This is a genomic window from Methylocaldum sp. 14B (assembly GCF_002005105.1).
GTDB lineage: Bacteria > Pseudomonadota > Gammaproteobacteria > Methylococcales > Methylococcaceae > Methylocaldum.
In genome coordinates this window covers 38,701-64,244 of sequence record NZ_MSCV01000003.1, presented here as the reverse complement: position 1 = coordinate 64,244, position 25,544 = coordinate 38,701, and the positions used below count along the sequence as shown (strand labels likewise).

The 25,544-nt window shown below is 57.0% G+C and carries 20 protein-coding genes; 9 read left to right on the top strand and 11 right to left on the bottom strand.

What is annotated here, in order from left to right:
- Positions 1-167 precede the first annotated feature (167 nt).
- Positions 168-2,033: a hypothetical protein gene (locus B2A78_RS02835; protein ID WP_077728539.1), complete on the bottom strand. Its 1,866-nt coding sequence runs from the start codon at positions 2,031-2,033 to the stop codon at positions 168-170.
- A 38-nt stretch (positions 2,034-2,071) separates the two neighbouring features.
- A complete protein-coding gene (locus B2A78_RS02830; protein ID WP_077728396.1) occupies positions 2,072-3,073 on the bottom strand; it encodes a multicopper oxidase domain-containing protein in 1,002 nt (333 codons plus the stop codon).
- 262 nt (positions 3,074-3,335) lie between these two features.
- On the opposite strand from B2A78_RS02830, the gene B2A78_RS02825 reads away from it, so the two are divergent.
- Positions 3,336-3,788: an Rrf2 family transcriptional regulator gene (locus B2A78_RS02825; protein WP_077728395.1), complete on the top strand. Its 453-nt coding sequence runs from the start codon at positions 3,336-3,338 to the stop codon at positions 3,786-3,788.
- A gap of 20 nt (positions 3,789-3,808) precedes the next feature.
- Here the strand turns inward: B2A78_RS02825 and B2A78_RS02820 are convergent, their stop codons facing one another.
- Entirely contained in the window at positions 3,809-5,044 is a 1,236-nt protein-coding gene (locus B2A78_RS02820) for a molybdopterin-binding protein (protein WP_077728394.1), read from the bottom strand.
- A 2-nt stretch (positions 5,045-5,046) separates the two neighbouring features.
- Positions 5,047-5,982 carry an AEC family transporter gene (locus tag B2A78_RS02815; RefSeq protein ID WP_077728393.1) on the bottom strand — a complete coding sequence of 312 codons (936 nt, stop codon included), beginning with the start codon at positions 5,980-5,982 and terminating at the stop codon, positions 5,047-5,049.
- A gap of 96 nt (positions 5,983-6,078) precedes the next feature.
- Between B2A78_RS02815 and pyrF the strand changes: the two genes are divergently transcribed.
- Together pyrF and B2A78_RS02805 are read left to right on the top strand one after the other, a co-directional pair.
- Positions 6,079-6,813 carry an orotidine-5'-phosphate decarboxylase gene (pyrF, locus tag B2A78_RS02810; RefSeq protein WP_077728392.1) on the top strand — a complete coding sequence of 245 codons (735 nt, stop codon included), beginning with the start codon at positions 6,079-6,081 and terminating at the stop codon, positions 6,811-6,813.
- Between the two features lie 37 nt (positions 6,814-6,850).
- Positions 6,851-7,804 carry an alcohol dehydrogenase catalytic domain-containing protein gene (locus tag B2A78_RS02805; RefSeq protein WP_077728391.1) on the top strand — a complete coding sequence of 318 codons (954 nt, stop codon included), beginning with the start codon at positions 6,851-6,853 and terminating at the stop codon, positions 7,802-7,804.
- 7 nt (positions 7,805-7,811) lie between these two features.
- Here the strand turns inward: B2A78_RS02805 and B2A78_RS02800 are convergent, their stop codons facing one another.
- Complete coding sequence (locus B2A78_RS02800; protein WP_077728390.1) at positions 7,812-8,393, bottom strand: DUF4124 domain-containing protein; 582 nt, start codon at positions 8,391-8,393, stop codon at positions 7,812-7,814.
- 174 nt (positions 8,394-8,567) lie between these two features.
- Between B2A78_RS02800 and B2A78_RS02795 the strand changes: the two genes are divergently transcribed.
- A complete protein-coding gene (locus tag B2A78_RS02795) occupies positions 8,568-9,293 on the top strand; it encodes a sulfite exporter TauE/SafE family protein (RefSeq protein ID WP_240502381.1) in 726 nt (241 codons plus the stop codon).
- A 21-nt stretch (positions 9,294-9,314) separates the two neighbouring features.
- Positions 9,315-10,256 (top strand): sigma-54 dependent transcriptional regulator, encoded by a 942-nt coding sequence (locus B2A78_RS02790; RefSeq protein ID WP_077728389.1) that lies wholly within the window; start codon positions 9,315-9,317, stop codon positions 10,254-10,256.
- Between the two features lie 80 nt (positions 10,257-10,336).
- Here the strand turns inward: B2A78_RS02790 and B2A78_RS02785 are convergent, their stop codons facing one another.
- Both B2A78_RS02785 and B2A78_RS02775 read right to left on the bottom strand, forming a co-directional pair.
- Positions 10,337-11,563 (bottom strand): argininosuccinate synthase, encoded by a 1,227-nt coding sequence (locus tag B2A78_RS02785; RefSeq protein ID WP_077728388.1) that lies wholly within the window; start codon positions 11,561-11,563, stop codon positions 10,337-10,339.
- Positions 11,564-11,875: 312 nt separating this feature from the next.
- On the bottom strand, positions 11,876-13,195 hold the full coding sequence (locus tag B2A78_RS02775; protein ID WP_240502380.1) for a sigma 54-interacting transcriptional regulator: 1,320 nt from the start codon (positions 13,193-13,195) through the stop codon (positions 11,876-11,878).
- A gap of 265 nt (positions 13,196-13,460) precedes the next feature.
- Here B2A78_RS02775 and B2A78_RS02770 point away from each other — a divergent pair, with 265 nt between their 5' ends.
- From B2A78_RS02770 to thiE, 3 genes are all read left to right on the top strand, one after another.
- Positions 13,461-14,165, top strand: a complete 705-nt coding sequence (locus B2A78_RS02770; RefSeq protein WP_077728385.1) for an MBL fold metallo-hydrolase — start codon at positions 13,461-13,463, stop codon at positions 14,163-14,165.
- A 90-nt stretch (positions 14,166-14,255) separates the two neighbouring features.
- Positions 14,256-15,179 (top strand): sulfite exporter TauE/SafE family protein, encoded by a 924-nt coding sequence (locus B2A78_RS02765; protein ID WP_077728384.1) that lies wholly within the window; start codon positions 14,256-14,258, stop codon positions 15,177-15,179.
- Between the two features lie 147 nt (positions 15,180-15,326).
- Positions 15,327-16,001 (top strand): thiamine phosphate synthase, encoded by a 675-nt coding sequence (gene thiE / locus B2A78_RS02760; RefSeq protein WP_077728383.1) that lies wholly within the window; start codon positions 15,327-15,329, stop codon positions 15,999-16,001.
- A 42-nt stretch (positions 16,002-16,043) separates the two neighbouring features.
- Here thiE and xdp1 read toward each other — a convergent pair whose 3' ends face one another.
- The gene (gene xdp1 / locus B2A78_RS02755) at positions 16,044-16,862 is read right to left on the bottom strand and encodes an exosortase-dependent surface protein XDP1 (RefSeq protein WP_143735049.1); all 819 of its coding nucleotides are present in this window, start codon (positions 16,860-16,862) and stop codon (positions 16,044-16,046) included.
- A 287-nt stretch (positions 16,863-17,149) separates the two neighbouring features.
- Positions 17,150-19,990: an XrtA/PEP-CTERM system TPR-repeat protein PrsT gene (prsT, locus tag B2A78_RS02750; RefSeq protein ID WP_077728381.1), complete on the bottom strand. Its 2,841-nt coding sequence runs from the start codon at positions 19,988-19,990 to the stop codon at positions 17,150-17,152.
- A 203-nt stretch (positions 19,991-20,193) separates the two neighbouring features.
- On the opposite strand from prsT, the gene B2A78_RS02745 reads away from it, so the two are divergent.
- Positions 20,194-20,943: a YdcF family protein gene (locus B2A78_RS02745; protein WP_205780647.1), complete on the top strand. Its 750-nt coding sequence runs from the start codon at positions 20,194-20,196 to the stop codon at positions 20,941-20,943.
- A gap of 46 nt (positions 20,944-20,989) precedes the next feature.
- On the opposite strand, the gene B2A78_RS02740 is transcribed toward B2A78_RS02745, so the two are convergent.
- Both B2A78_RS02740 and B2A78_RS02735 read right to left on the bottom strand, forming a co-directional pair.
- Entirely contained in the window at positions 20,990-23,683 is a 2,694-nt protein-coding gene (locus tag B2A78_RS02740) for an EAL domain-containing protein (RefSeq protein ID WP_077728380.1), read from the bottom strand.
- On the bottom strand, positions 23,680-25,257 hold the full coding sequence (locus B2A78_RS02735) for a PAS domain-containing methyl-accepting chemotaxis protein (protein ID WP_168175325.1): 1,578 nt from the start codon (positions 25,255-25,257) through the stop codon (positions 23,680-23,682). The genes B2A78_RS02740 and B2A78_RS02735 overlap by 4 nt, the downstream gene beginning before the upstream one ends.
- Positions 25,258-25,544: the final 287 nt, after the last annotated feature.

The window sequence follows — 25,544 nt, the reverse complement described above, 5'->3', positions numbered from 1 at the left end:
TGGTATCCGTGAAAGCCGGAATAAAGTCGAGTCTGCGGCCGAATCCGCGACTCGGGGTAGCGTGTGAAGGGGTGTCGTCGAAACGAAAAGACGCCCGCTCAAGCGCCGTAGTGCGCTTGAGCGGGCGGAGAGCTCCTAACTTTGGAAAAAGAGGAACCGTTTCCGGATCAGTGCTTGCCCTCTGATTGCACGATCTTTCCGGATAATTCAATTCCGCGTTGAGCGGTCGTCAGAGCGCCCAGCCAAGACTCGACCTCGGCGCTGAGCTGGCCCGAGCCGGCCAGTTTGGCGGTTTGCTCGATCCAGCCGTGATCGGCGACAGGCAGCGGCAGGACGCCTTGGCCGCCCATGCCGTTGTTGCCGACGATATCGGCATCCTTGGCGTCGGCGAGCATCACGCGGCCGGCGACTTCAAGCTTGTCCATGTCGACCACGATGAGATCGTTGGCGAACTTGCTGGCGACATAGGCGTAGTAGCCACCGCCTTTTTTCATGCCGAAGTTGACGCCATGGCAGCCCGGCTCGCAGGGCAGGCTCTTGACCACCTTGTGAGTCGACGTGTCGGTGATGGTAATGGTTGCGCTCAGGGTGTTGGCCGTGACCACGTATTTTCCGTCCGGGCTGATCGGGGTCTGGATCGGCAGCAGGCCATACGCTTCGCCTGTCGTCTTGCCGCTGATCGGATCGTAATCCGCAGCGAGATCGATGTCCTTGATCTTCTGCTTGCTCTTGATGTCGATCACGCTCAGGGTGCTGAGCAGCGGCGGCGTGCCTAGCAGGTTGGCTACATAGGCCTTGTCGGTCGCGTCGCCCCAGATGGCGATGGGAATCACGCCCACGTTCGGCACGGTGGAGGCCTGGCCGCTGTCCAGATCGACGATGGATACGGAGCCCGCCAAGGCATTCGGCGTCAGCGCGTATTTGCCGTCATGGGTCACGTGATGGCCATGGGGTCCGGAGTTCGGGCCAGTGTTAACGCTGTCCTGAGCCGTCGGGTGCTTGCCTCCGGTCAGCTTCAATACGCGGTCTTCGCCGTTGAGTGCCACGGTCAGGCTGTCATCCGACGGTCGCGACATGACATGAGAAGGCGATTGGCCGACCGTCAGAGCGCCGTAAATCTGTCCGGTTTCACGGTCGAAGGTGACCAAGCGCTTATCGAACCATTCGGTTTGATAGATGTACTTGTAGGACCTGTCCGTCCACATGTTGTGAGGATTGTTCATATTGATGTCGACGCCCTTGACCTTTTTCTTGATGGTCCAGTTCGCTGCGTCAACTTGTGTGGCGGAACCCGGCTTGCTCTTTCCCTTGATGGTCTCGAACTGAGCGTTCACCCAGACCTCGCCGACACCGGGCGTAGCCGGATTGGACAACTTGTTCGGCATGGATACGTTCAGCGCATCCAGGCTGATGACGGTTCCGCCCAGATTCAGGGGGATGGACGGCAGCTTTAGGTCCCAGTTCGGCTTGGAATAGTCACGCCAGAGCGACGGCGTGGTGGCAACGAAGAAGGTCCGAAGCAGCTTCTTGGCGATATCGCTGGTGGTCGGCACTTTTGCTCCGGTGACGAGCTGGATTTCGCTGCCCAGATCCAGTCCTTCCGTATTGGGGTCATCCACTACGACGGCGCCAAACATGTAGGGATGGACCTTGCAGGTAAATACGTACAGGCCGGGTTTATCGAACGTTTGTGTGACGCTGGCGCTCGACGGCTTGTCCTGGTCGACCGGGAACTTGGCGGCGCCGGGCTGCCACAACAGGCTGGTAATCGTGTGTTCGGCGTTGACGTCGGTCATCTTGATCAAGACCGCGTCGCCGGGTTTGACCACGACCAGGCTGTCGCCATCCGTCGGGTCTTTGAACCACCGACCGGGCTCGTCGGTCATTTCCAGCGCGCCGACCGGCATGACGCCCGGAACGCTGAGAATGACGTCGTCTTCGGACGAGGCTGTTTCGGCGCTCACGATGGGCGTCAAGCTCATGGTTCCGAGACTCACGGCAATGGCGGTGGTCAGTTTGCGAAACTTATTCATATTCATAACCTCTTGTTTTGATGTGATTTTGATAGAGCTTACTTGACGACTTTGAAGTCACCCATCATGCCGGCCTGCATGTGCTGGATGACATGGCAGTGGAAGTGCCAGTCGCCGGTGCCGACGCCTTCGCCGGCTTGGACGACGAACGTGTCGCGGCTGATCGGTCCGATGTTGACCGTATCGACGACATGGGTGGTGCCGGGGTTGAGCCAACGGTGCCCGTGCAAATGGAAGGTGTGGAAGGCGGTTCCCAGCCCGATCACGTGGAAGCGGACTTTCTCGCCGAGACGCGCGCCCACCGTGGGATTGGTCCACAGCGGAACCTGCTTGCCCTTGAGGATGTTATTGACTTCCATCCCCCAGAATGTCGTTTCGTGCATCCACAGGACGAACTCGCGTTTGATATCGCCGACATTCACATCCTCGATCTTGCCGTTGATGAGTGCCGGCACCTTTCCGCTACGCGGATTGACGATCAGGGTACCGAACAGTCCCTTGTCCTCGGCTCCGAGCATGGGATTGCCGAAGGTGTGGTCGTGATACGGCCAGGTGCCGGCGGTACCCGGCGCTGCGGTCCATTTGTAGGTGTACGGCTTGCCGGGGAAGGCGGCTTCGTCGGCAACGCCGTTGAGCATCTTCATCGTGCCGTCGCTGCGGATATCGAAATGCACCCCGTGCACGTGCAGGCTGACGGGCTGATCGGTGTTGGGGATGCCGTTTTCCAGGGTGATTTCCGCAACATCGCCCTCGGTCATGACGATGGCAGGGCCCGGAATGGTCGGCTTGTCGCTGTACCGCGCAGTGACATCCTCGGTTTGGCCACCAGCAGTCTGGATCTTATGGCTCACCATCTGATAGCCGAATTGCCCGGACGGTAAGGGGGCTGCACGCAAGGTGATGCGATGGGTGCTCCCCGAAACCGAATCGGTTTTGGCAGGGACATACTCCGCTTGCGCGATCGGGATAAAAAAGATCGCCAACAGCAAAGGTGATGAGAGAAACGATGACGTTCGTCGGAGAATACACGAGAGACTCATAGTCACACTCCTAATAAAGGGTTCCAGTCCGTTTCCGGACCTGACGTCGGCCCAAAAAATTGATGCATCTCTTATGGCATCTTGTTTATCATGCATATTAAATACATGATTACGGTTCTAATGTATCGCACATGCATGTTTATATTTCAAGACGGCATGACCGAAAAAGTCAAGAAATTATTGAGTCGAAACTTTTGTGCCGCATTTGCCTTAAGCCAATCGGTATCGTAAAACGGCTCTAATTGTCCATTCGAGGTGCTAAATGCAGCTGACCCGTTACACCGATTACGCTTTAAGAGTGCTGATGTATGTCGGCATACATACCGAACGCATGGTGACTATCGCCGAGATCGCCAGCGTGTTCGATATGTCTCACAACCATTTGATGAAGGTCGTTCAGGAGCTGTCCGCAAAGGGCTATGTCAAGAGCACGCGCGGAAAGCATGGCGGGATAGAGCTCGGACGCCCTCCCGAGGAGATCAATATCGGCGAGGTCGTACGCCACATGGAGAGCAACTTCCACGTTGTGGAATGCCTTGATCCCGGACGCAGTTTGTGCCGAATCATTCCGGGCTGCACCCTGAAAAAGGTACTCCAGGAAGCGGTCTCGGCCTTTCAGGAAGTTCTGAATCGGTATACGTTGGCGGATCTTCTTAAGAATCGCGCCGTGCTGAACCGATTGCTGACCGAGCGACGAGTCGTCAGCAGGGTTTGAGACGGCCGCTTCGTGCTGATTTACAAGGCGTGGAGACCTGGTTTTTTCTGGAAGTACCGGCGCAAGAGATCGAAACTAAGCGCCGTGACGGTGGATTGTTTACGTGCGGTACCGCCGCCTATAGTCCGAGTTTGCCGCCAGACGCCATCGGGAGCCGCAAGGATGAAATGGACTTCGATCGTTGCTGTTTCGTCGTGTAGCTTGTCGCGGGCGTAGTAGGCGATTTGAGCAAGCGCATGATCCGCGCCTTGCTCCCGTAGACGCGGGGCAATCCATGCTGCGGCCCGGGCAAGATCGTCGGACGGCTCCACGCCGAAATATCGGCACAGGCCGGCCGAATCCGGGATCACGACCGCTCCGCGGAACCAGGGCTCGCCGGCGCAGCGGTTGGCCAGCTTGCCTCCGCTCAGAGTTTCGACGACATGAAGTGTCGACCGGCGCGCGGCGAGTTCGCGGCCGACCACCGAAGCTATGTCGTTTTCCGCTTCCCCTGAGCCGCCGATAGCAAATACTGCATCCCCGATTGCGTCGGCGGCGCGTTTTGCGATGTCGTTGATCTCGGTCTCGGAGAAATCGGCGGGAAACAGCAGCTTGACCTGGTTTTCCGGTCCGCCGGCGCGAAAGCCGAGTTTTACCTCGGGCGGCAAGGCGATTCGATCGAGACGCTCCTGTAGACTCGATTCGCCCATGCCCACAGTGTTCAATACCACCAGCCGCGCCGGACATAACCGAAAGCGACGGTGCAGATCCGGTTTGATCCAGCGACGGAACATCGCCTTCATCTCGCCGGGCACGCCGGGCATGAAGACGAAGCGGCAACGGCCGGCCGTGAGGGCGAAGCCGGGAGCGGTGCCCCAAAGATTGTCGAGACGCTCCGAGCCGCGCGGGAGGAGTGCCTGCTTCCTGTTGACGTCCGGCATCGCGCGTCCGAGCCTCGTGAAATAAGACTCGACCTGAGCCAGCGCGTCTTCGTCCAGTTCGAGGGGCGGGCCGAAAGCCTGGCTGACCGCTTCGGCGGTGAGATCGTCGCAGGTCGGTCCCAATCCGCCGGTACAAATGCATAGATCGGCGCGCCCGGCGATTTCGCGGAGCAAATCGACCAACGCTTCCAGCCGGTCGCCGACCGCGGTATGCCGGGCCACGTCAAACCCCAGTGAGGTCAACTTTCGCGACAGCCAGGCCGAATTGGTATCGGTGATTTCGCCGGTGACGATTTCATCCCCTTGCGAAAAGATTTCTGCGATAGGTCTTTGCATGATCAATGTCCGGAATGTATGGCGGCCACCCGATGATGCCAGAAAGGTAGGGAGACCATGGCGAAGAGCGTGGTCAGCGAGACGGCCAGGGCGTAGAACGAAGTGTCGAGCCGGTAGCGGTCGCAATAAACGACGCCGAGCAGCATGCTCGGCATGGCGGCCTCCAATACGAGTGCTGTCAGAGTATCGCCCTCGAATCCCAGGGAGAGCCCCAACCCCAGACCGAACAACGGCATGGCGCCCATTTTGAATGCCACGACAACCGAAGCGAGCGGCAGGTTACGGCTATGCCAGGAATTCCAGCGCAGGCCGAGTCCCAATGAAATCAGCATGAGAGGCACGACGGCCGCAGACAAGCCCATCAAAAACCGCTCCATCCAGGCGGGTTGCGCCACGCCCGCGAAATTCAGGCCTAGTGCGACCGCCGCGGCCCAGAGCGGCGGATTGAGCAGCAGAGAGCGGAGCATCGAACCGTTTTCCGAGTTCGTCGTACCGTAGTGCCGGGCGATCAGGATACCGAGGGTAAAAACCAGCGGCATGGACGCGAACAAATCGATTTGAATAACGATGGTGCGTGCCCAAGCACCGAAGGTCTGCTCCAGCACGGGAAGCCCCATGTAAGTCACGTTCGAGAAAGCGATGCTCAGCATCGCGGCGCCCAGGCGTGGCCGAGCCAGCTTGACCAGACGGGCGGCCAGCCAGGTGATGGCGGTGCCGAACAGAATGATCCCCGCGCCGAACAGCGAAATCTTCAATGTCTCGATACCTAAATCGGCCGTCCACAGCACGGAAAGCACCAGCGCCGGCAGCAAAAGATGAAATACCACAGCGGTCAGCGCCAAGCGAGTTTGATCGGCATCCAGCCCGCCAGGCCGTATAATGCGCCACATTGCGCCGCACAGGATCAATACGGCCATCTGCATCAGCACGGAAACCATTCGCGACTCCTGGGTTCGAGGAGGCGTTATTCTAGCAATCGCAGTGCCGACACCGAGATCACAGCGGTCGAACGACCCGGAAAAAGAGGAACAGCCATGACCGACACCCTTTCGAAGAAACCTATCCCCTCCCGAGACCGCCTCATCATGGCTCTGGACCTGCCGAGCATTGCCGAAGCCAAGGACCTGGTGGAAACCTTGGGCGATTCGGTGAGTTTTTACAAAATCGGGCTGGAACTGTTCATGGCCGGCGACTACTTCGAATTGATCGAATGGCTCAAGAAACGGGGCAAGAAGATCTTCGCCGACCTCAAGTTTTTCGACGTGCCGGAAACGGTTGCGCGGGCAGTTAGAGCCCTGAGCGCCCATGGCGTCGAATTCGCCACCGTGCACGGCAACGATGCGATCATGGAGGCCGCTGCGAAAGCCAAGGACAATCTCAAGATTCTGGCCGTCACGGTATTGACCAGCCTCGATCAAGGCGATCTCAGAGATCTCGGCTTCGAGTGCGACGTGCAGCGCTTGGTTCTCTCCCGCGCCCGGCGCGCTTTGGCCTTGGGCTGCGACGGCGTGATTTCTTCGGGCCTTGAGGTTCCCGCATTGCGGCAGGAAATTGACGAAAAGCTGCTGGTCATTTCACCCGGCATTCGTCCCGTGGAAAACCGTCCGACGGACGACCAGAAGCGGGTTGTAACGGTCGAGCAAGCCTTCTTGAACGGCGCCGATTACATCGTCGTCGGCCGCCCGATACGGGATGCGGACAATCCGCGCGAGGCGGCGGAAAAGGTGCAGGCGCAGATCGAAAACGTGTTCAGGAGGGTGGCGAGTTAAAACGTCAGCTCTGGCTTGTCGTCTCGCGAGTCCCGCTATGCAAGCCCTTTGGCTGGAAGACAGACGGCTCTCCATTCGTAACGATCTTTCCATTCCCGTCCCGCCCGCAGGCGAGGCGCTGGTTCGGGTGCGGCTCGCAGGCATCTGCGGCACCGATTTGGAGTTGGTGCGGGGTTATTATCCTTACGCCGGCATTCCCGGACATGAATTCGTCGGCGAAGTCGCCGACTCGCCCGATGGTACGCTCATAGGCTGCCGGATAGTCGGTGAAATCAATGTCTCTTGCGGAGAGTGCGAGAGCTGCCGGCGAAATCTTCCCACCCACTGCGAGCGCCGTACCGTGCTCGGTATCCGCGATCGGCACGGCGCATTCGCCGAATATCTCACCTTGCCTTTGCGGAATCTGCATCGGGTGCCGGACACCGTGCCGGACGAGGCGGCGGTCTTTGCCGAACCACTCGCCGCGGCGCTGCAAATTCAGCGGCAAATATCGATAAATGCCGGCGATCGAATATTGTTGATCGGAGCGGGCCGGTTGGGACAGCTCATTGCTCAGACGCTGACGCTTACCGGCTGCGATTTGTGCGTTTCGGCGCGACATCCCCGGCAGAAAGCGCTGCTTCTGAGTCGGGGAATCCGGTTGATTGCCGAAGACGAGATTCCCGCTCGACATTACGACATCGTCATCGAGGCGACCGGTTCGCCGGCCGGTTTCGATCTTGCCCGGCGCGTCGTCCGCCAGCGCGGCACGCTGGTGTTGAAATCGACTTATCGGGACAGCGTAAACGTGAATCTTTCTTCCTTGGTCGTGGACGAGATTTCGCTGCTCGGTTCTCGCTGCGGCCCTTTCGGTTCGGCCCTGCGCTTGCTGGAGCAGAAAGCCGTTGATCCCGCTCCGTTGATCGATGCGGAATATTCTCTAGCCCGTGCGGTCGAAGCCTTCGAATTCGCTAAGAGGCCGGGCGTCCTTAAGGTGCTGATCCGTCCATAGTCGATTTTTAGCGGCGGTGGACGATTCCCGGAACCACTATCGGATATGGCGCAATCGGAATATGCCTTGCGGCCTCAACCTTCCGGCGCGTCCGTTCCAGTTGATCTTGCTGGGTTTGAATCGTTTCGTCTTTCGATTCCAAAGCTTGCTGCAAGCGGGCTTTTTCCCCCTGATATCTTTCCTTCAGCCGTTCCATGTCCTGCCCGCTCGGAGACCTGAATTCGGACGCCTTCCTGCCGCTCAATAGGGCCGCGCGATGAGCGAGCAAGTCCAAAATCAACTCTTGCTTGGCCGCAGGCGTCAATTCGTACTCCGGTCCCAAACCGGCCGGCATCTTCTTTATTCGATCCATTTCCCGATCGATCCGGCGCAAATGGTCCTTGGCGAGATTTCGGCAGACTGCGTCGATCGGGCCTTTATAAAGGTTTCGCTGCTCGTCCTCGGCCGGAGTCGCATTCATGCCCGCGGGTGGATGATAGCCGTAGCGGACAGTGCCCGAATTATCCGTCCAACGATAAAGAGTCGCGGCTCCTGCCGGCGTGGCCAGACTCGCGAAAAGAAAATAAACAGCAGCAAAACGCAGTTTCATGGAATTTCTCCTGCGATGGCAGTTCTTAATCTGACTGTGGGACCCCCGATTCGCTCCCGTCGACTCGCCTGAACGTTGCCTGACGAAGGGCTCTCCAGGATACGCGCCGAGGCAGCTTATCGTTAAGCCCGATCTGTTATACCTATAAGTTTTTGTGCTATCGTTCGCCCCCTTATGCACCATCTCGAAACCGCGTTCAGCACGTCCTATCTCGTAGCCCTGCTGATGGGGCTTTTCAGTTCCCTGCATTGCTTAGGGATGTGCGGTTCCATCATCGGTTCGCTGACCCTGAGTTTGAGGCGGGAAATCCGCGAGCAAAAATCCCTGCTCATGCCCTTCGTATTCAGCTACAACTTGGGGCGCATAGCCAGCTACTCGTTGGGGGGGCTGCTTGCGGGTCTTGCTCATCATGTTCTCAGTATGCCGCTCGGAGAAGGGCACGGGCATCGCATCTTGCAAATCATATCCGCACTGATCATGGCCGGAGCGGGTCTGCATATCGCCGGCTGGTTTCCGCGATTCGCTTACATCGAGAAGGCCGGCGGAATCATCTGGAAAAGAATCGAGCCTTACGGCCGGCGCCTGATCCCGGTGGAGACCTTGCCCAAGGCTTTCATCTTCGGCATGATTTGGGGTTGGCTGCCGTGCGGTCTGGTCTATACCGCGTTGGCGCTCGCCGCGACGACCGGAGATGTGGTGCGCAGCACCTTCACCATGTTGGCGTTCGGCATAGGTACTTTGCCTGCCGTCATGGGCGTCGGTATAATGACCTCGTTAATGGTGCGGTTGTCCAATATGAAGAAATTTCGCCAGGCGGCAGGGGTCACTCTGATTGTCTTGGCCCTATTGGCGGCATTCCCTTGGCTCAACCCCATGGTTCGCCATACAATAGGTTCCTAAAAGAAGGAGGAGGGTGAGATTATGTTTGAGAAGCTGATCGGCCAATCACCGAATTTCGAGGCGTTATTGCGCAGCGCCAGAATGATTGCCGCGACCGACGTGACTGTTTTGGTCGTCGGAGAGACCGGTACCGGCAAGGAGGTGCTGGCGCATGCTTTGAAAGAACATAGTCCTCGTGCAAATAAACCTTTCATCACGCTGAATTGCGCCGCACTTCCCGAGGCGTTGGCCGAGTCGGAATTGTTCGGGCATCGCAAAGGCTCGTTCACCGGTGCGGTGAATGGTCAAACCGGCCGTCTTCAAGCCGCTGACGGGGGTACCGTATTCCTCGACGAAGTCGATTCTCTGCCCATGGCTCTGCAGGCGAAGTTCCTGCGTTTCCTCGAGACCGGCGAGATTCAGCCGGTCGGCGAAACCCATACGTTGAACGTAGACGTCCGGATTATCGCCGCGACCAATGCCAATCTTCAGGAAAAGATTGCGCGGGGAGAGTTCCGTAAAGACCTCTATTACCGTCTCAACGTCGTTCCGATCGAGATACCGCCGTTGCGCGAGCGCATGGGCGACATCCAGTTGCTGCTGCAGCACTTTATGATGCAGTTTGCCGAAGAGCATAAGCTTCCGGAGGCTTCGTTCAGCAAGGCGGCTCTCAGCCGGCTTGCAACTTACTCCTGGCCTGGCAACGTCAGAGAACTTCGCAATGTGTGCGAGCGACTGTCCATCCTGCTGGCCGGGCGGACTATCGATGAGGGCAATCTGCCTCTGGAGATCGTCAATCGGGTGCCGTCGCAGAAGCCGGTATTTGACTTGCCTGAGCTGGGCATCGATCTGGAAAAAGTCGAGATGGATCTGATTCGCCAGGCCTTGGCGCGGACCAATGGCAACCGCAGCCGTTCGGCCCGGCTTTTGGGAATCTCACGGGATACTTTGCTTTATCGCATGCAGAAATACGGAATCAGCTAAGAGACATTTTCCTGGGCGGTCTCACTCTCCCGCCCAACGGAATTCTTAAAGCCCGCGGTAAGACCACGGGCTTTTTTCGTTTAGACGAACTTCAGACCTTTTTTCGCAGCAATCCGCATGCGTAAGGCATTGAGTTTGATGAACCCTTCCGCGTCTTTCTGGTTGTACGCGCCGCGATCGTCCTCGAACGTGGCGATGCTCATGTCGAACAGGCTGTTGCTGTCGGACTTGCGGCCGACGACGGTCACATTGCCTTTGTAAAGCTTCACTCTGACTTCGCCGTTCACTGCCGCCTGCGAGGCGTCGATCAGTTCTTGCAGCATCAGACGTTCCGGGCTCCACCAGTAGCCGTTGTAAATTAGGCTGGCATAGCGGGGCATCAGTTCGTCCTTCAGATGTGCTACTTCGCGGTCCAGCGTGAGGGATTCGATGGCGCGATGGGCTCTGAGCATGATGGTGCCGCCCGGTGTTTCGTAGCAGCCGCGGGACTTCATGCCGACGTACCGGTTTTCGACGATATCCAAGCGGCCGACGCCGTTAGCGCCGCCCAGTTGGTTGAGCTTCGCCAGGATTTGTGCGGGTGAGAGCGATTCGCCGTTGATAGCTACGATGTCGCCGCGCTCGTAACTCAGCTCGATATAGGTCGGTTTGTCCGCTGCTTTTTCCGGGGACACGGTCCAGCGCCACATGTCTTCCTCGGGTTCGGCCCATGGATCTTCGAGAATGCCGCCTTCGTAGGAGATGTGCAGCAGGTTGGCATCCATGGAATAGGGCGATGCCTTGCCACGTTTCATTTCGATCGGAATGCCGTGCCGCTCGGCATAGGCCAGGAGCTTCTCGCGCGAATTCAGATCCCATTCCCGCCAAGGGGCGATGATCTTGATGTCGGGCCGCAGCGCGTAAGCGCCCAATTCGAACCGGACCTGATCGTTACCCTTACCGGTAGCGCCGTGGGCGATGGCGTCGGCCCCGGTCTCGTTGGTGATTTCGATGAGACGCTTGGCGATCAAGGGTCGGGCAATCGACGTTCCCAAGAGGTATTCGCCTTCATAGATCGCATTGGCGCGGAACATCGGGAACACGAAATCCCGGGCGAATTCCTCCTTGAGGTCGTCGATGTAGATTTCTTTGATGCCGAGAGCCTGAGCTTTGACACGCGCGGGCTCCAACTCCTCGCCCTGGCCGATGTCCGCGGTGAAGGTGACGACTTCGCAGCCGTAGGTCTCCTGCAGCCACTTGAGGATGACAGAGGTGTCGAGCCCGCCGGAGTAGGCGAGGGCGACCTTTTTTACAGTCTGGTTGGACATGATGTTCCCGTTGCGTGAAGAAGAGAAAAACGGCGAGATTATAACGTTGTCGCGAAGCTCGCGCAGCGTGAGGCTACGGATTTCGAACGTTTCGAGAGGTCAAGGTTCGGATGACCTCGGATGAATTTTTCTGCTATCCCGATCTGACGGTCCCGTGAGAGTAGGCGACCAACAGCGATCGTCTGGGAAATCCCGCGTTGATCGCGGAGCTGCTGTCGTGTCCATGGCCGAGTTCGATCCCCCAAACACGCGCGACGGTCATCGAGTTCGTCGCCGATGCCGGCTCGTAACGGCAACGATATCGCAGTTCTTTCACAGCCCGTACTTCTTCCGCTTTCTCCAAAAGGTCGCTCGGCTCATGCCGAGCAATTGCGCAGCGCGGTCGATATGGCCATGGGCGGATGCCAGGGCTCGGCGAATGCGATCGGCCTCGTTTTCCGTTACCGGCAAGTCGGCGACCGTCGGCGATAGGGGCTCTTCTCGAAATTCGGGCGGCAGATCGTCCAGCTGCAGTACGTCGCCCCGTCCCACGGCAAAGGCGTATTCCACGACATTTTGCAGTTCGCGCACGTTGCCGGGCCAGTGATGATCCAAAAGCACCCGCATGGCTTCCGGTTCGATGCTCTGGATACGGCGCGGCCCGTGAAGATTGTGCTGGTCGATGAAGTGCTGCAACAGAAGACCGATGTCCTGCCGCCGTGCCCGCAGCGGCGGCAGAAAGATGGGGACCACGCGCAAGCGGTACATCAAATCCTCGCGGAAGTGTCCGGCCTTGACTTCCTCGCGCAGCGACCGGTGGGTGGCCGCGACGATGCGCACGTCCACGGTGATCGGATGATCGCCGCCCACCGGGATAAAGGTTTTCTCCTGGAGTACGCGCAGCAGCTTGGCTTGCAGCTCCAGCGGGAGTTCCGCGACTTCATCGAGGAAAATCGTGCCGCCGTCGGCGCGTTTGAACAGTCCCTGGTGATCCTTGATCGCGCCAGTGAATGCGCCGCGGACATGCCCGAAGAGCTCGCTTTCCAACAGATTGGCGCTAAGCGTGGCGCAGTTGATGGCTAAGAACGGATGACTGCGGCGATGGCTTTCCTCGTGCAGGGCTTGAGCGACCAATTCCTTGCCGGTGCCCGATTCGCCCCGGATCAAAACCGTTGCTTCGGTCTGGGCGACGTTGCGGATGATTTGGAAGGCTTGCTTGAGGGCGGAATCGCGGGTGATGAGGCCATGAAAGACTTCCGCTTTATCCGCCGCTTGCAGTCCGATGCTTTTCGTTCTGGGCTCGGCCTCTGCCGGCCAAAGCATTTCGATCGCTCCCGCAAAACGCCCTTGGGCGTCGAAGAAAGCTTGGGCCGAGCGTTTGACGCGGACGGTTCCGCCCTGTGCATGATCGAGTTCAATCGAAACGCCGTCGATCCTTCCTTCTTGGGCAATGCTATTTCGAACATCGCGATCTCGGCAACGGATGGCAGAGCTACAAGGTTGTCCCAGCACTTGCTCGCTGGAAAAGCCGAGCAGGCGCTCTGCTCCACGGCTCCATAGCAAAATTTCGCCTTTTGCGTTAACGACGAAGACGGCGCCGCCCATCAGTTCGGCCAAAGTCGATACGGCTCTATCGGGTCCGACGGTGCTCAACCAACGATTCAGAAAAGGAGAGAACTGGCTCACAATGAGGCGATTGAAAGGTTTCGGGGGTGTTTCAAGCGACGTGTTTTGTTGCACATAATGTATCACGCGAAACGTATAATGAAACGTCGGGTAGGTAGGGCCATGGCCAGGAGTCGTAAAAACCCGCGAAACGCCGGGCACGCCGTAGATGCGAAGGGTTGTTCCGGCGTAGGCACGGTCTTTGTAAGTAGTCAGTCAGAGTTGGCGGATTCCTGATCCAAAGGAGGCTACGATGATCTTCAAACAACTTTTTGAACCCGATACCTTTACCTACACCTATCTGCTCGCCTGCGAACGGACCCGTCGCGCGTTGCTGATCGATCCGGTCGCGACCGAGGTCGAAAATTATATTGGCCTAATAAAAAAACTCGACCTTGATCTGCGCTACACGATGGAGACTCATGTCCATGCCGACCACATTACGGGCTCCGGGCTTTTGCGCGAGCGTTTGGGCAGCAAGAGCGTCGTGCACCGTGACGCTGGCGCCATGTGCGCCGATCTTCTGGTGACCGACGGCATCCTGCTTCAGATAGGGGACATCGAAATCGAGGTGCGGCACACTCCCGGCCACACCAACGGCTGCGTAAGCTATGTCGTCGGCGACCGGGTTTTTACCGGCGATGCGTTGTTCATCGGAGGTTGCGGGCGTACCGACTTTCAGCAGGGCGATGCCGGTCGGCTGTACGACAGCATCATCAAGAAACTGTTCACCCTGTCGCCCGATACTCTGGTTTATCCGGGGCATGACTACAACGGCAACACGGTTTCTACCATCAAACAGGAGATGGCCAAAAATCCACGCGTGGGAGGCGGCAAGAGTCGCGAGGAATTCATCGATATCATGAATAAACTTGACCTGCCGTATCCGAAGTACATCGATCAGGCGTTGCCGGCAAACCAAGCCTGCGGCCGGGAACTCGCCGTACGCCACGGCTGAAACGCTCGCTCGCCAGAGAAACATTACCGGAACCCGGCCTCTGTGCGTAATTGAGAGGTCGGGTCATCCGGTATTTGAGGGAGATTGCTCATGACCCTCGTCGTCATCTTATCGCTCGTGATCGGTTTGCTGCTGGGATTGCTCGGCGGTGGCGGATCGATACTCACAGTCCCGGTGCTGGTCTATTTGGTCCATATCGAACCTAAAACAGCCATTGCTACATCTCTAGTCGTCGTGGGCGTCACCAGCCTCGCCGCAGTTGTCAATCACGCCCGCAACGGGCGGGTCTGCTGGCGTACCGGACTGATCTTCGGCATCGCGGGCATGGTGGGTGCCTATGGCGGCGGACGGCTGGCGGCCTATGTTCCGGGCGGCGTTTTGCTGTTGCTGTTTGCTGCCATTATGTTCGGCACAGCTTTGGCGATGTTGCGCGGGCGACGGCAAAACAACGTGGAAGCGGATGCGGTTAAGCCGATTTGTCCGGCCGATCTCCCTTTGCTGGCGATTATATTCGACGGGCTCATGGTTGGTGTCCTCACCGGATTGGTTGGTGCCGGCGGCGGCTTCTTGGTCGTGCCTGCCTTGAATTTGCTCGGTGGATTGCCCATGCACGCGGCTATCGGCACCTCATTGTTGGTCATCGCCATGAAATCGTTTGCGGGCCTCGCCGGATATATTACTCACGTCAGTATCGATCTCGAATTGGTTTCCATCGTCACCGGCGTCGCAATCGTTGGCAGCGTGTTAGGCGGACTGCTCTCTCGCCATGTCAGTGGACAATCATTGCGGCGGATCTTTGCGGTATTCGTCATCGCGATCGCCTGCTACCTCCTGTACAAAGAACTGACGCCCCAATTGATCGCAGAGACTCGGGAAGCGCTTCTGAATCGTCCCGATTTCTTTTTAGGTATGGCCACCATGCTGGGGATCGTTGCGATTGCACGGCTTTGGCGATGGATTCATGCTCAAGGCCTGCATCAAAAAAAAAGTAGCATTTACGCTGAATCCCGGTAAATTGCTGAGCGCTATAAAGATGATTGGCATGCAATTTCGGTAATATTGGCATCCGGCACGGAATTGTTCGGCGATTCTGAGAGCGCCAAATTTGGCGCTCAAATGCCCATTCACCAGTTTACCCATTAAGGGCTGATCGACCAGGACATGCATAACATCCGCTTACCGTTTCCCCGCTCTGGGCTTTATGCCATCACTCGAGAAGCTTACCGGAATGAACAAGCCTTGGCCGAGGCTGTGGCGGCAGCCATTCGGGGCGGGGCTGCCGTGGTTCAGTACCGCGCGAAAGCCTCCCGCGATCCGCTACGCGAGGCGGCGCGTCTCTTGGCCGTCTGTCGCGACGGCGGCGTGCCGTTGATTATCAATGATGATGTGGAACTTGCCCGTCGTGTCGGTGCCGACGGGGTGCACGTGGGTAAGGACGATCTGTCGTTGACGGAAGCGCGGGACGTTCTGGGGCCGAACGCCATCATCGGCGTATCCTGTTACGATTCGGTCGATCTCGCCGTCCGGGCCGAAGCCGGCGGTGCCAGCTATGTCGCTTTTGGCCGGTTTTTCCCTTCCAAGACCAAGCCCGATGCGCCTTGCGCTCACCTCGAAACGTTATCGTTGGCCAAGCGGCAGTTAAGCATTCCTATCGCGGCCATTGGCGGCATTACGGCTGAGAACGGTGGCCAGTTAGTACATGCCGGGGCGGATTTATTGGCGGTGATCGAGTCGGTATTCGGGGTGGGCGATCCTTGCCTTGCTGCCTCGGAATTTGCTCCTTTGTTTGAACACGTAGGAAGAAGCGAAAGGCCCGTCTCGCCGCCAGCACTTTAACTGGAGTGGCGGCTCAGCGCGGACCAATGGATAACACTTCAGTTAGGCAGTTAGCGTCTTCTTGCCGCGACGAGTTTTCAGCAGGGGAATGCCCCATGCCAGCAACAAGAGGCTCGCCGGCTCTGGAACCGGGCTTCCCGAAGTCGGGGGCGGAGTGCGAATCAAGCCGTGCAGCGAGGCGATCTTCACGAAGTCGTCTTTCGTAGTCAATCCACAAGTCTGTCCAGACCCGCAGGAAATTTTCGGATTGTAGGCGCTGACCAGCCAATATTTGGAGGTGATGCCGGTCGGGTTGATGTTCGTCGGCTGGTCTTTTTGTAAATTGGCGTAGTTGTCAACCAAGGACCACCCGCCGGTCGTGGTTAGATTGCTATAGTTGTATCCGGTTAGGTTCGGCAACACAGCGGTGTCGCTCGTATCTGCGGTATACGCCAGAACCGTGATATCCGTGTCGCAGGTTATTTGAGTATAGCCAATGTCACATTGGCTAGTGTTGCCAAAATTCGGCCATCCGATGGTGATTTGGTCCAGTGCGACGGCTGCATCGAAAGCGAAGACTATCGAATCAATGCGTCGGTAATTGTCCATCGCGTGTTCCGGTGTGGAGCAACTTGAGTCGCCGGCGGAACAAACGCCCAATCCTCCGGAATAGGTGCCTACGTTTGCTGTCCGGAGATTTCCGCTTCCGTAGGTGTTGCTTGAATTTACGTAGGCTGACCACTCTAGGCCAGGAGCACCGCTAGTCGTCGTGATGCCACTGTTGGGGAGTCCCCAGGTATAGTTCGCCGAAGCTATGGGCGCTAAAAATGAAGCAAAGAATCCAACCAAAGCGAATTTACCGAGTCGTTTCAGTGTGCGCATTCTGTTACTCATCGTTTTATTGTTGTTACAGCAAGTATTATGCAACCGAGGTGCCAATACTGTTTTTTTGTTAATTTTCAATGGCATGGGCTTTAATGTCGCTAATGAGCGACGGCCATATGGAAAAACTGTAAAAAAAACTGACATGAGGACGCGCTTGTGGGAACAGAACGAGAACGAAAAACTTGGGTGAATCGGTGCTCGTTTCTTAAGTAACGAATTTTTCAAGCGATTGTTCTCGACAAGGAAAATGTAAGCGTCGTACAGCGATCCGAATCTCGACCCGCTTACCGATGATCCTGCAGCTTAGCCTGTAATTTCTTCGCGTCTTCGATCTCATCGAACATCGTATTCGCACGTAAAGCTTCGTTTAGCTCGTTAAGGGCCTCTTTTCTCCGGCCCAGTGCATCCAAGGCGACGGCAGTGTGGTAACGGATTTCGGGGTCGGACGACGAACGAATATGGGCATTCCGCAAGTAGGGCAATCCTTCGGCAGGCTTTCCCTGTCGCACGAGAATCCATCCGATCGTGTCGTTCACCGAGGGGTTGTCCGGAGCCGCTTTGTGGGCTCGTTCCGCGAGCTCCAAAGCTCTCGGGTCGTTTGCATTCGAATAGAGAACAGCCAGGTTGTTTAAGGTAGGCGGGTAGTCCGGGTATCTTTTGAGAATCCGTTCGAAATACCCGATCGCCTCAGCCTGTTTCCCAGCCTGGAGATAGCCCTCGGCGAGGGCTTGCATCGAATTGAAATCCTCCGAGTGGGAACTTACCCATTGCTCCAGGAAACGGAACGCTTCCTCGCCTTTCCCCGCCAGTCTTTGCGCCTGATAGAGCCTGACGGCGCCCAGTGAATCTTGGTTCTTCTGGAAGGCGGATCGATAACTGACAATGGCCTCGGCGTATTGGGATTGATGCATCCGAATGTCGCCCGTCAGTTGATCGCTCAAAGCGAGGTCGGGATGTCGGTTGTGCAGATTCTCTACTACTTCGATGGCTTTTTCGGTTATCCCAGATTTTAGGTAAGTCTCCACCAAAGCCGCCTGGACGGGAAGATAATCCGGGTTGGCGCGGGCGGCGCTTTCGAGAGACCAGATTGCGTCGCTCACGGCATCCGCAGCGATTTGCAATCCAGCCGTTTTAAACAATCGCTCGGCATCGTTGAATGCCGAGCGGGCTATCTTCTGCAAGATAACTTGCGCGACCGGTTTTTTACCAAGGGCAAGCTGACAGCGGGCGGACGCCGTCAAAACGTCCAAATTGTCGGGAGCTATCGTTTCCGCTTCCTGAGCCACAGCGAGTGCTCTTTGGGTATCGCGGACTCCTAGATACCTGTCGATCAGTTTGAGTTTGATGTGTATGGCCTTGTTATCGGCGGCTCGCGCTTTTTCGAGCCACCGTAGAGCCTCGGTGCTGCGTCCGCGGGCATCCTCCAGCGCAGCGAGTTGGATCATGGTCTGCGTATCCTGGGGCCGTTCTCGAAGAATACCCAAGAAGCGATTTTCGGCTTGCTCGATTTTCCCTTCGATTAGATCTAACTTGCCGAGATTAATCAGCGAAGGAAGAAAGCTGGCGTCTTTTGAGAGCGCTTTTTCGAAATTCTTCCGGGCTGAATCGCGCTCCCCGGATGCCATTTGGGCCGCCGCCAGCATGTTGATCAGCGTCAGGTTATTCGGTTCTCGCTCCAGCGACTTTGTCAGAATCTTCACGGCTTCCGCTGGCTGCCCCCGTTTTAGGTACAGCACACCGAGCGCGATTGCCGCTGGGCGCTGGCCGGGATCGTTCTCGAGAATGGATCTCAGTTCGCTGATACCGATGTTCTGCTGACTCGTTCCCAAGCGGCTAAATGCCAACTGGGTTTTGACCTCCGCTAAACCGCCGCTGGCTTGGCTCGCTTTCTCGAGTGCGGTGATCGCGTCCGAATGCTGGCCTTTGTGCATGTAAGCGGTGCCGAGCAAATACAGCAAGCGGAAATGATCGGGATGGTACTTGAGTGCCTGGCTGAGGATACGGATAGCCTCGTTATGGTCTCTTTGCTCCACCAGCACCGAGCCGAGCGCTTCGGCGACTTCTGCATGGCCTGGATATTGCTCGAAATAGTGGGTCAGGAATTCACGAGCTTTTTCGAAGTGGCGCAGGTTGTAATTAGATAACCCCGCCACCAGCAATAAAGTAGGTTTTCCCCTTACGACTTGCGTATCGAGTCCATCGATAACGGTTACAGTTTCGTTCAACGCGGTTTTCGCAGCTTCGGGCGCACCTTTACGCGCCATTAACAGCGCGTAAAGGTAGTTGGCCCTAGGCTCGAAGGGTTGCGTCTTTCGCAGAAAATTCAGGTCTTCCGAAGTATGATCGTTCTTGCCCAGCTCGAACAGCAGGCCGGCGCGGGCGAGTCGGGCCTCGTAATGCTTCGGTTCTAGGTCGATCACGCGGCCATATTCTTCTATGGCTTGTTCATGTTGCCCCTTGGCGTGACTGATCGACGCCTTGAGATTCCAGCCATCGGCATTGGTCGCATCGCGGGATACGGCTTCTGCTGCGATCTTTTCGGCGTCGTCCACCATGCCTCGCCGCAAGAGCAGGGTTCCCTGCCCAACCAATGGCGAAACGGCTTTCGGATCGAGTTTCCCTGCCTCCCGGAAACTCGCCGCCGCTGCTTCGAAATCCCGCACCTCCGTATAAGCTTGTCCGCGTAGAGCGAGAATCTCGGACCGAAGCTCCGGTGGAAAACCTTCGGCCGACACCGTCGCGAGCAGATCGTGGTACTTCATCTGCGTTAGTAGGGCCTGGGCGAGTGGCACTACGGTCAAGGAGCGATCCGCGCCCAGGCGATTGGCGTTAAGCAGTTCCTCGGCCGCTAGTTCTCCGTTTCCTAGTTTGAGATAAGAGAGTCCCAGAAGCAGATGAGCCGAAGGTAGTCCAGGTGATAACTGTAGAGCATTCTTCAGTTGAATCACCGCAGTGTTGTAATCCTCCTTGTTGTAATAAACCAAGGCGTCTTCATAAAAAGCGGAGGCACTCTGGGTTTCGGCCCGGGAAACAGGAGACGTTAGCAGGACGGCCACAAAAACATAAGCCATTTGAACTTTAAGAAATACAAAAGGCTTAAAGACTCGAGCCTTGATCGATTGCATGAAATGGTCTCGACAACAATAAGTGGATTGGATCTGAGCTCTCAATGATAGAAGAGCAGTTGAAAAATATTACGAGCCGGACGAGAGGAAGCGGAAAAACGCAGCCTGGAATTTTCGTGCTTTTCTTCTGATTCTAGCGGCTATCCCGTCCCCGATGTCCGCTAATACGTTCTGCTGTCTCTTTTCATAAATATAGTCATATCATGAACTGGAACTGGTCTATTACCAATCTTTTCGCTGCGTTGCTGTTGCCTCCGCTCAACATGCTCGTTATCGGAGCAATCGGTTTCTGGCAGCTCAAGATGCGGCCTCGGCTGGGCCGCGGTTTGATCGCCGTCGGCCTTTTCGGATTGGGGCTGCTGTCGATACCTTACGTGTCCAACTGTCTGTTGGCTACGCTCCAGGTTCCGCCTCTGCCTGCCGTCGACCGCGATGCGGAAGCCATCGTGATTCTCGGCGGGGGCATTCGGTCGAATGCACCGGAGTATGGCGGCGATGCAACCGTCAATGATCGCACTCTGGAAAGGATTCGATACGGAGCGTCCTTGTGCCGCAAGACCGGAAAACCGATCTTGGTCACCGGCGGCGCGCCCGAAGGCTACGCGGCGGAAGGTCCTATCATGCGCTCGATTTTGGAGAACGAGTTTGGCGTCCCGGTCCGCTGGGTCGAAAGCAGGTCCCTAAATACGAGAGAGAATGGCCGATTCTCCGCGCCGATTCTCAGGCAAGCAGGCATACGCCGGATTTATCTCGTCAGCCATTCCTGGCATCTGCCGCGAGCGGTTCCGGAGTTCGAGCGGGAAGGCTTGGAAGTGGTCCCTGCCGGAACGGGATATGTGCCGACGGACCGCCTCAGCCCGATCGATTTTGTACCCAGCTATCGGGCCATAACCAACAGCGCCTTCGCATTTCACGAATGGATCGGCCTGGCGTGGTATCGGATTCAAGGCTGACGGCAGGCAGTTCCGGGAGCGATTAGGAATTGGTCCAAGATTCTTGTCAGTTCAACGGGCCACTGCGATCCATGCGGCGCCCTGCCAACTGGGCGATCTCTGAAAGCGGCAGCGGCCGGCTGAACAAATAGCCCTGGCCAAAATGGCAATGGTGGCTGCGGAGAAATTCGAGTTGTTCGGGCGATTCTACTCCCTCGGCAACGACCTGCAGGTTGAGATTGTGGGCCAAACCGATGATCGCTCGAATGATTTTTCCGTTATCGTTCTCCAAACACGCGCCGGCGATGAAGGATTTGTCGATCTTAAGGGCGGAAATTTTGAATTGCCTCAGGTAGCTTAGCGAGGAATAACCGGTGCCGAAGTCGTCGATCAGCACGTCGATCCCCATGTCGGCCAGCTGATCCAACACGGCGATGGTCTCTTGCACCTGCTGCATCGCGAGGCTTTCGGTCAGCTCCAGTTTGAGCCGTGACGGCGAAAGACCGACGCGTGACAGAATGTACCCGATGATCTTGGTGAGGTTATTCCGGAATTGATGGCCGGATAGGTTCACCGAGACGCTGAGATCGGTTCCCAGGATTTTCCCGAACTGAAGACAGTCCCGACAGGCCTGCTCGAGTACCCAATCTCCGACCGGATTAATCAGGCCGGTGTCTTCCAAAAGCGGCACGAACTGGTCTGGAGGAATCATGCCGCGGTCCGGGTGATTCCAGAGGATGAGCGCCTCCATGCTGACGATACGGCCGTTTCGTAGGTCAACCTGAGGTTGATAATGAAGCGAGAATTCTCTTCGCTCCAGGGCGTTGTATAAGTCGTTTTCCAAATCCAGCCGCGTGCTGTTTTTCTCGTGGATTTTGCCGGAATAGAACTGATAGGTGTTCCGGCCCTGGTGCTTGGCATCGTACATCGCCAAATCGGCGTGGCGGATCAAGTCGTCGACGTTTTCGGCATCGCGGGGGCTCAAAGCAATGCCGATGGTTACGGTAATGCGGCGTGTACGATTGCCGAACAGAAAAGGTTCCGTAAATGCCTTCAACACCCGCTGGGCGATATTATTCGCATCGTCTGGGCCACCCAGATCGTTGACAATAAGTGCAAATTCATCGCCGCCCAGCCTGGCAACGACGTCGCCTCGGCGGGTGCGTCCTTTTTCACGCAAGCACTTTGTCAGCCGCTCGGCAACCTGTTGCAGCAGGCGGTCGCCGATCTGGTGGCCGAAAGTATCGTTGATGGTCTTGAAGCGGTCGATGTCGAGGTACAGCAACGCTGCCTGCTTGCGTTCGCCATGCGCCCTGAGGATGGCTTTTTTCAGGTGATTGCGGAACATCAGTCGGTTAGGAAGTTCGGTCAGATGGTCGTGATTGATCAGCTGATCGACGAGAGAATTCGTAAATTTTCGGGAGCTTAGATCGGCGAATACACCTATGTAGCGAATGACTTGATGTCCGTCGTCCTTCAATGCAGTGATGCTCAGCCATTCCGGGTAGATCTCGCCGCTCTTCCGTTTATTCCAGATTTCGCCCTGCCATTGGCCGGATTCATCCAGGCTGAGCCACATTTGGCGATAGAATTGCCGGTCGTGCCGTCCGGAACTGAACATCGAAGGTTTGCGTGCTATCACCTCGTCTTTCGAGTAGCCGGTGATGGTGGTCAGCGCACGATTCACCATCACGATATTGGCTTTGGCGTCGGTGATGAGGATGCCTTCCGAACTGGTTTCGAACACGCTGGCGGCGATTCGAAGCTGTTCTTCGGCGCGCCGGCGTCCTTCTTTGTTCCAGATATTCCGAATTGCCAAGGCTAAAGTATCTGCAAAGGTGGCGACGAGAAGTTCGTCGTCCCCGTCGAAGAACCCGCCGTCTGTCTTATCGCAGAGATAGAGGCGCCCATACGTCTCTCCGTTGTGGGAAATCGAGACGGCGAGAAGGTTGCGCATGGGCGGGTGGCCCGGCGGAAATCCCGCCGCATGCGGGTGCTCGTGCAGATTCTGCAGCCGCAGAAACTGGTTCCGGGCCAGTGCCCTCCCGAGGAGTCCCTTTCCTTCCGGCCAGTGTTCGATGCGCTGCGCCTGTTCTTCGCTCAAACCTGTGTAGATGAATTCGGCGAGTTGGCCTTGCTCGTCGAAAATCCCGATCGCCCCGTAGCGCGCCGACAGCAGACGGGTCAGATATTCGAGAGAACTTTCCAATAGATGCCGTTCCAGCTTTATCGTATTCATGATCCGCAGCAAGGAGCGGGTCGCTAGGCTAAGCGACCTCAGCTGCTCGGACCAGGATGGCGAAGGGTCGCGATTCGTCGACAATTCGGCATGGCGATGCGATGCATCCGACAAAAGTTCCTTTTCGCGCTTCAGGAGCGCGTCAATCAGGCTGGTTCGGGTTACGGCTCCGATAAAATCACCGCTATCGTTGAAAACCGCTAGAGCCGCCAGGTGCTCGTTTTTCAGCCGGTTTTTCACGATTTCGAGCGGCGTGTTTTCATGGACAGGGGCCGGAATCGGGTCAACCACCAAGTCCGCCAGTATCTGGTCCGGATTCCGGGCGATTTGTTCGCTCGATACGAGTCCCAGAAAGAGACTTATCCCAGCGGGGAGGACATCGAAAACGCTATAGATATAGCCCGGCTCGAGCTCCTCTCGTGATGGCCGGTCGTCGGCTTTTGCTCTTGTCAGTTGATCGGTTAATGCTTCCCGTGCGCAAAGTCTCGAGCGTCCGATTGGATGGTTAGTCGAATCGCTCATTCGTCGGCCTGGGCGAAACGGTTCATGAGGTTTTCAAGATCCACAGCCAACTGTAACGCTTGTTCACTAGTGTTGGCGGTCCGCTCAGCCTCTTTCGCGATGTTCGTGGTTTTTTGGTTGATGTTTTCAACGTTGCGCATGATTTCTTGAGTGACGCAGGATTGCTCCTCCACGGCACTTGCTACCTGCACATTCATATCCTTGATTTCTTCAATCGCTCGCGTGATCTCGGAAAGCGTTTCATTGCAGACCTCCGCCTGTTGCACGCTCACTTGAGCTTGCCGGCGGCCTTTCTCCATAACGGCGGTGGCTTCCTGGGCTTCTTTCTGCAGCCGCTCGACGATTTTCTGGATTTCCCGGGTCGAACTCTGGGTGGTGGACGCCAGCTTGCGTACTTCTTCGGCAACGACCGCGAAACCGCGTCCCCGCTCGCCCGCGCGCGCAGCCTCGATGGCGGCGTTCAAGGCCAACAGATTGGTTTGGTCGGCGATGTCGCGGATCACGTTGACTACGACATCGATGCCTCTGCTTTCTTGTTCCAGTTTTTCTATCACCTGTGCGGCATTCTCGACCTCATGGGCCAAGTCGTCGATTGCAACGCTGGTCTGCCCCACGGCATGCTTGCCCTTGCCGGCTGCATGGGTCGCGCGGTCGGCTGCGGAAGCGGCTTCTGCGGCATTGCGGGCGATACTCTGAACGGTTGCCGTCATTTCATCGACCGCCGTCGCTACCATGGCGATCTCCGACTGCTGATGGGTGAGGTCGTTGCTGGTCTGGCCCGCAGCCTGCCGGGCGTGAGTCGCCATGTCCTGGAGCCGGGCGGCGGCATCATCGAAGCGCCCGATTACGGTTCGCAGCCTAGCCTGCAAGGAGACGATAGCGGTCTGCAATTGGCCCACTTCATCATCTCTTCCGGCATAGACCTTTCGGGCGATGCCGTTGTCGATGAACTGCTTGGAGAAATTCGCAGCCTGGGTGAGCGGCCGTGTGAGAAGACGTGCCATGAATAACGAGAGGGCCACACTGACGGCGGCTGCCGCATAAAACACGGGTTGTGCGCCGGCTCCGGTAAAACCGAGCGCTAGCAGGGGCGCCATGGCGACGAGAAATCCGACGAACGCTTTCGCCGAGAAGCTCAATCGGAGCAGCGAAGGCAGCTTGAACTTTTTTTCGCGGAACGACCGGTAGAGCGCTTCGGCCCTAGCAACGTACTCCCGTGAAGGACTCACCCTCACCGATTCGTAGCCGATTATGCGGTCTTTATCCAGCATCGGCATAACGAATGCGTCCACCCAGTAATAGTCGCCGTTCTTACATCGATTTTTGACGATGCCCATCCAAGGGGTCCGGTTTTTCAAGGTGGTCCAGAGATCGGCGAACGCTTCCGGCGGCATATCCGGATGTCGAACGATATTGTGGTTCTTATTCAATAGCTCCTGTTCGGTGAACCCGGCGACTGCCTGAAAGTCCTTGTTCGCGTAAGTGATGATTCCCTTAAGATCGGTAGTCGAGATCAGTTGTGTACCGGCGGGATACGTCGATTCGTTTGCAGTGACGGGAAGATTGATTTTCATAGAGAAGCCTTTATTCAGTCCGCTCGGCAGGCAAAGCGCGGGCGCGCGTTCCGTTTGCATCGTCGAGGCAGGGTTCGTTCACGTTGCGAAAAGGCCATCCGCGCTGGTGTTAGGAAAAATCCGGGGACCATGGGGATGACGGCCTAGAGTATAGGTGGGAGGAAACAAGAAATTTCTTATTTTTAGCGCTGGCGTTTCCCTGGTCCTTGTACTGCCAGCGAGGCAGTTCGGATAGTAGGAAGCGAGCGGCGCCAAGAGCGGCGGCGCAGGCCGAATCGCACCGGCCC

Bases quoted from the DNA above. Each gene is read 5' to 3' on its own strand.
- B2A78_RS02835 (WP_077728539.1), bottom strand. From the start codon at position 2,033: ATGAATAAGTTTCGCAAACTGACCACCGCCATTGCCGTGAGTCTCGGA.
- B2A78_RS02830 (WP_077728396.1), bottom strand. From the start codon at position 3,073: ATGAGTCTCTCGTGTATTCTCCGACGAACGTCATCGTTTCTCTCATCA.
- B2A78_RS02825 (WP_077728395.1), top strand. From the start codon at position 3,336: ATGCAGCTGACCCGTTACACCGATTACGCTTTAAGAGTGCTGATGTAT.
- B2A78_RS02820 (WP_077728394.1), bottom strand. From the start codon at position 5,044: ATGCAAAGACCTATCGCAGAAATCTTTTCGCAAGGGGATGAAATCGTC.
- B2A78_RS02815 (WP_077728393.1), bottom strand. From the start codon at position 5,982: ATGGTTTCCGTGCTGATGCAGATGGCCGTATTGATCCTGTGCGGCGCA.
- pyrF (WP_077728392.1), top strand. From the start codon at position 6,079: ATGACCGACACCCTTTCGAAGAAACCTATCCCCTCCCGAGACCGCCTC.
- B2A78_RS02805 (WP_077728391.1), top strand. From the start codon at position 6,851: ATGCAAGCCCTTTGGCTGGAAGACAGACGGCTCTCCATTCGTAACGAT.
- B2A78_RS02800 (WP_077728390.1), bottom strand. From the start codon at position 8,393: ATGAAACTGCGTTTTGCTGCTGTTTATTTTCTTTTCGCGAGTCTGGCC.
- B2A78_RS02795 (WP_240502381.1), top strand. From the start codon at position 8,568: ATGCACCATCTCGAAACCGCGTTCAGCACGTCCTATCTCGTAGCCCTG.
- B2A78_RS02790 (WP_077728389.1), top strand. From the start codon at position 9,315: ATGTTTGAGAAGCTGATCGGCCAATCACCGAATTTCGAGGCGTTATTG.
- B2A78_RS02785 (WP_077728388.1), bottom strand. From the start codon at position 11,563: ATGTCCAACCAGACTGTAAAAAAGGTCGCCCTCGCCTACTCCGGCGGG.
- B2A78_RS02770 (WP_077728385.1), top strand. From the start codon at position 13,461: ATGATCTTCAAACAACTTTTTGAACCCGATACCTTTACCTACACCTAT.
- B2A78_RS02765 (WP_077728384.1), top strand. From the start codon at position 14,256: ATGACCCTCGTCGTCATCTTATCGCTCGTGATCGGTTTGCTGCTGGGA.
- thiE (WP_077728383.1), top strand. From the start codon at position 15,327: ATGCATAACATCCGCTTACCGTTTCCCCGCTCTGGGCTTTATGCCATC.
- xdp1 (WP_143735049.1), bottom strand. From the start codon at position 16,862: ATGCGCACACTGAAACGACTCGGTAAATTCGCTTTGGTTGGATTCTTT.
- prsT (WP_077728381.1), bottom strand. From the start codon at position 19,990: ATGCAATCGATCAAGGCTCGAGTCTTTAAGCCTTTTGTATTTCTTAAA.
- B2A78_RS02745 (WP_205780647.1), top strand. From the start codon at position 20,194: ATGAACTGGAACTGGTCTATTACCAATCTTTTCGCTGCGTTGCTGTTG.
- B2A78_RS02740 (WP_077728380.1), bottom strand. From the start codon at position 23,683: ATGAGCGATTCGACTAACCATCCAATCGGACGCTCGAGACTTTGCGCA.
- B2A78_RS02735 (WP_168175325.1), bottom strand. From the start codon at position 25,257: ATGAAAATCAATCTTCCCGTCACTGCAAACGAATCGACGTATCCCGCC.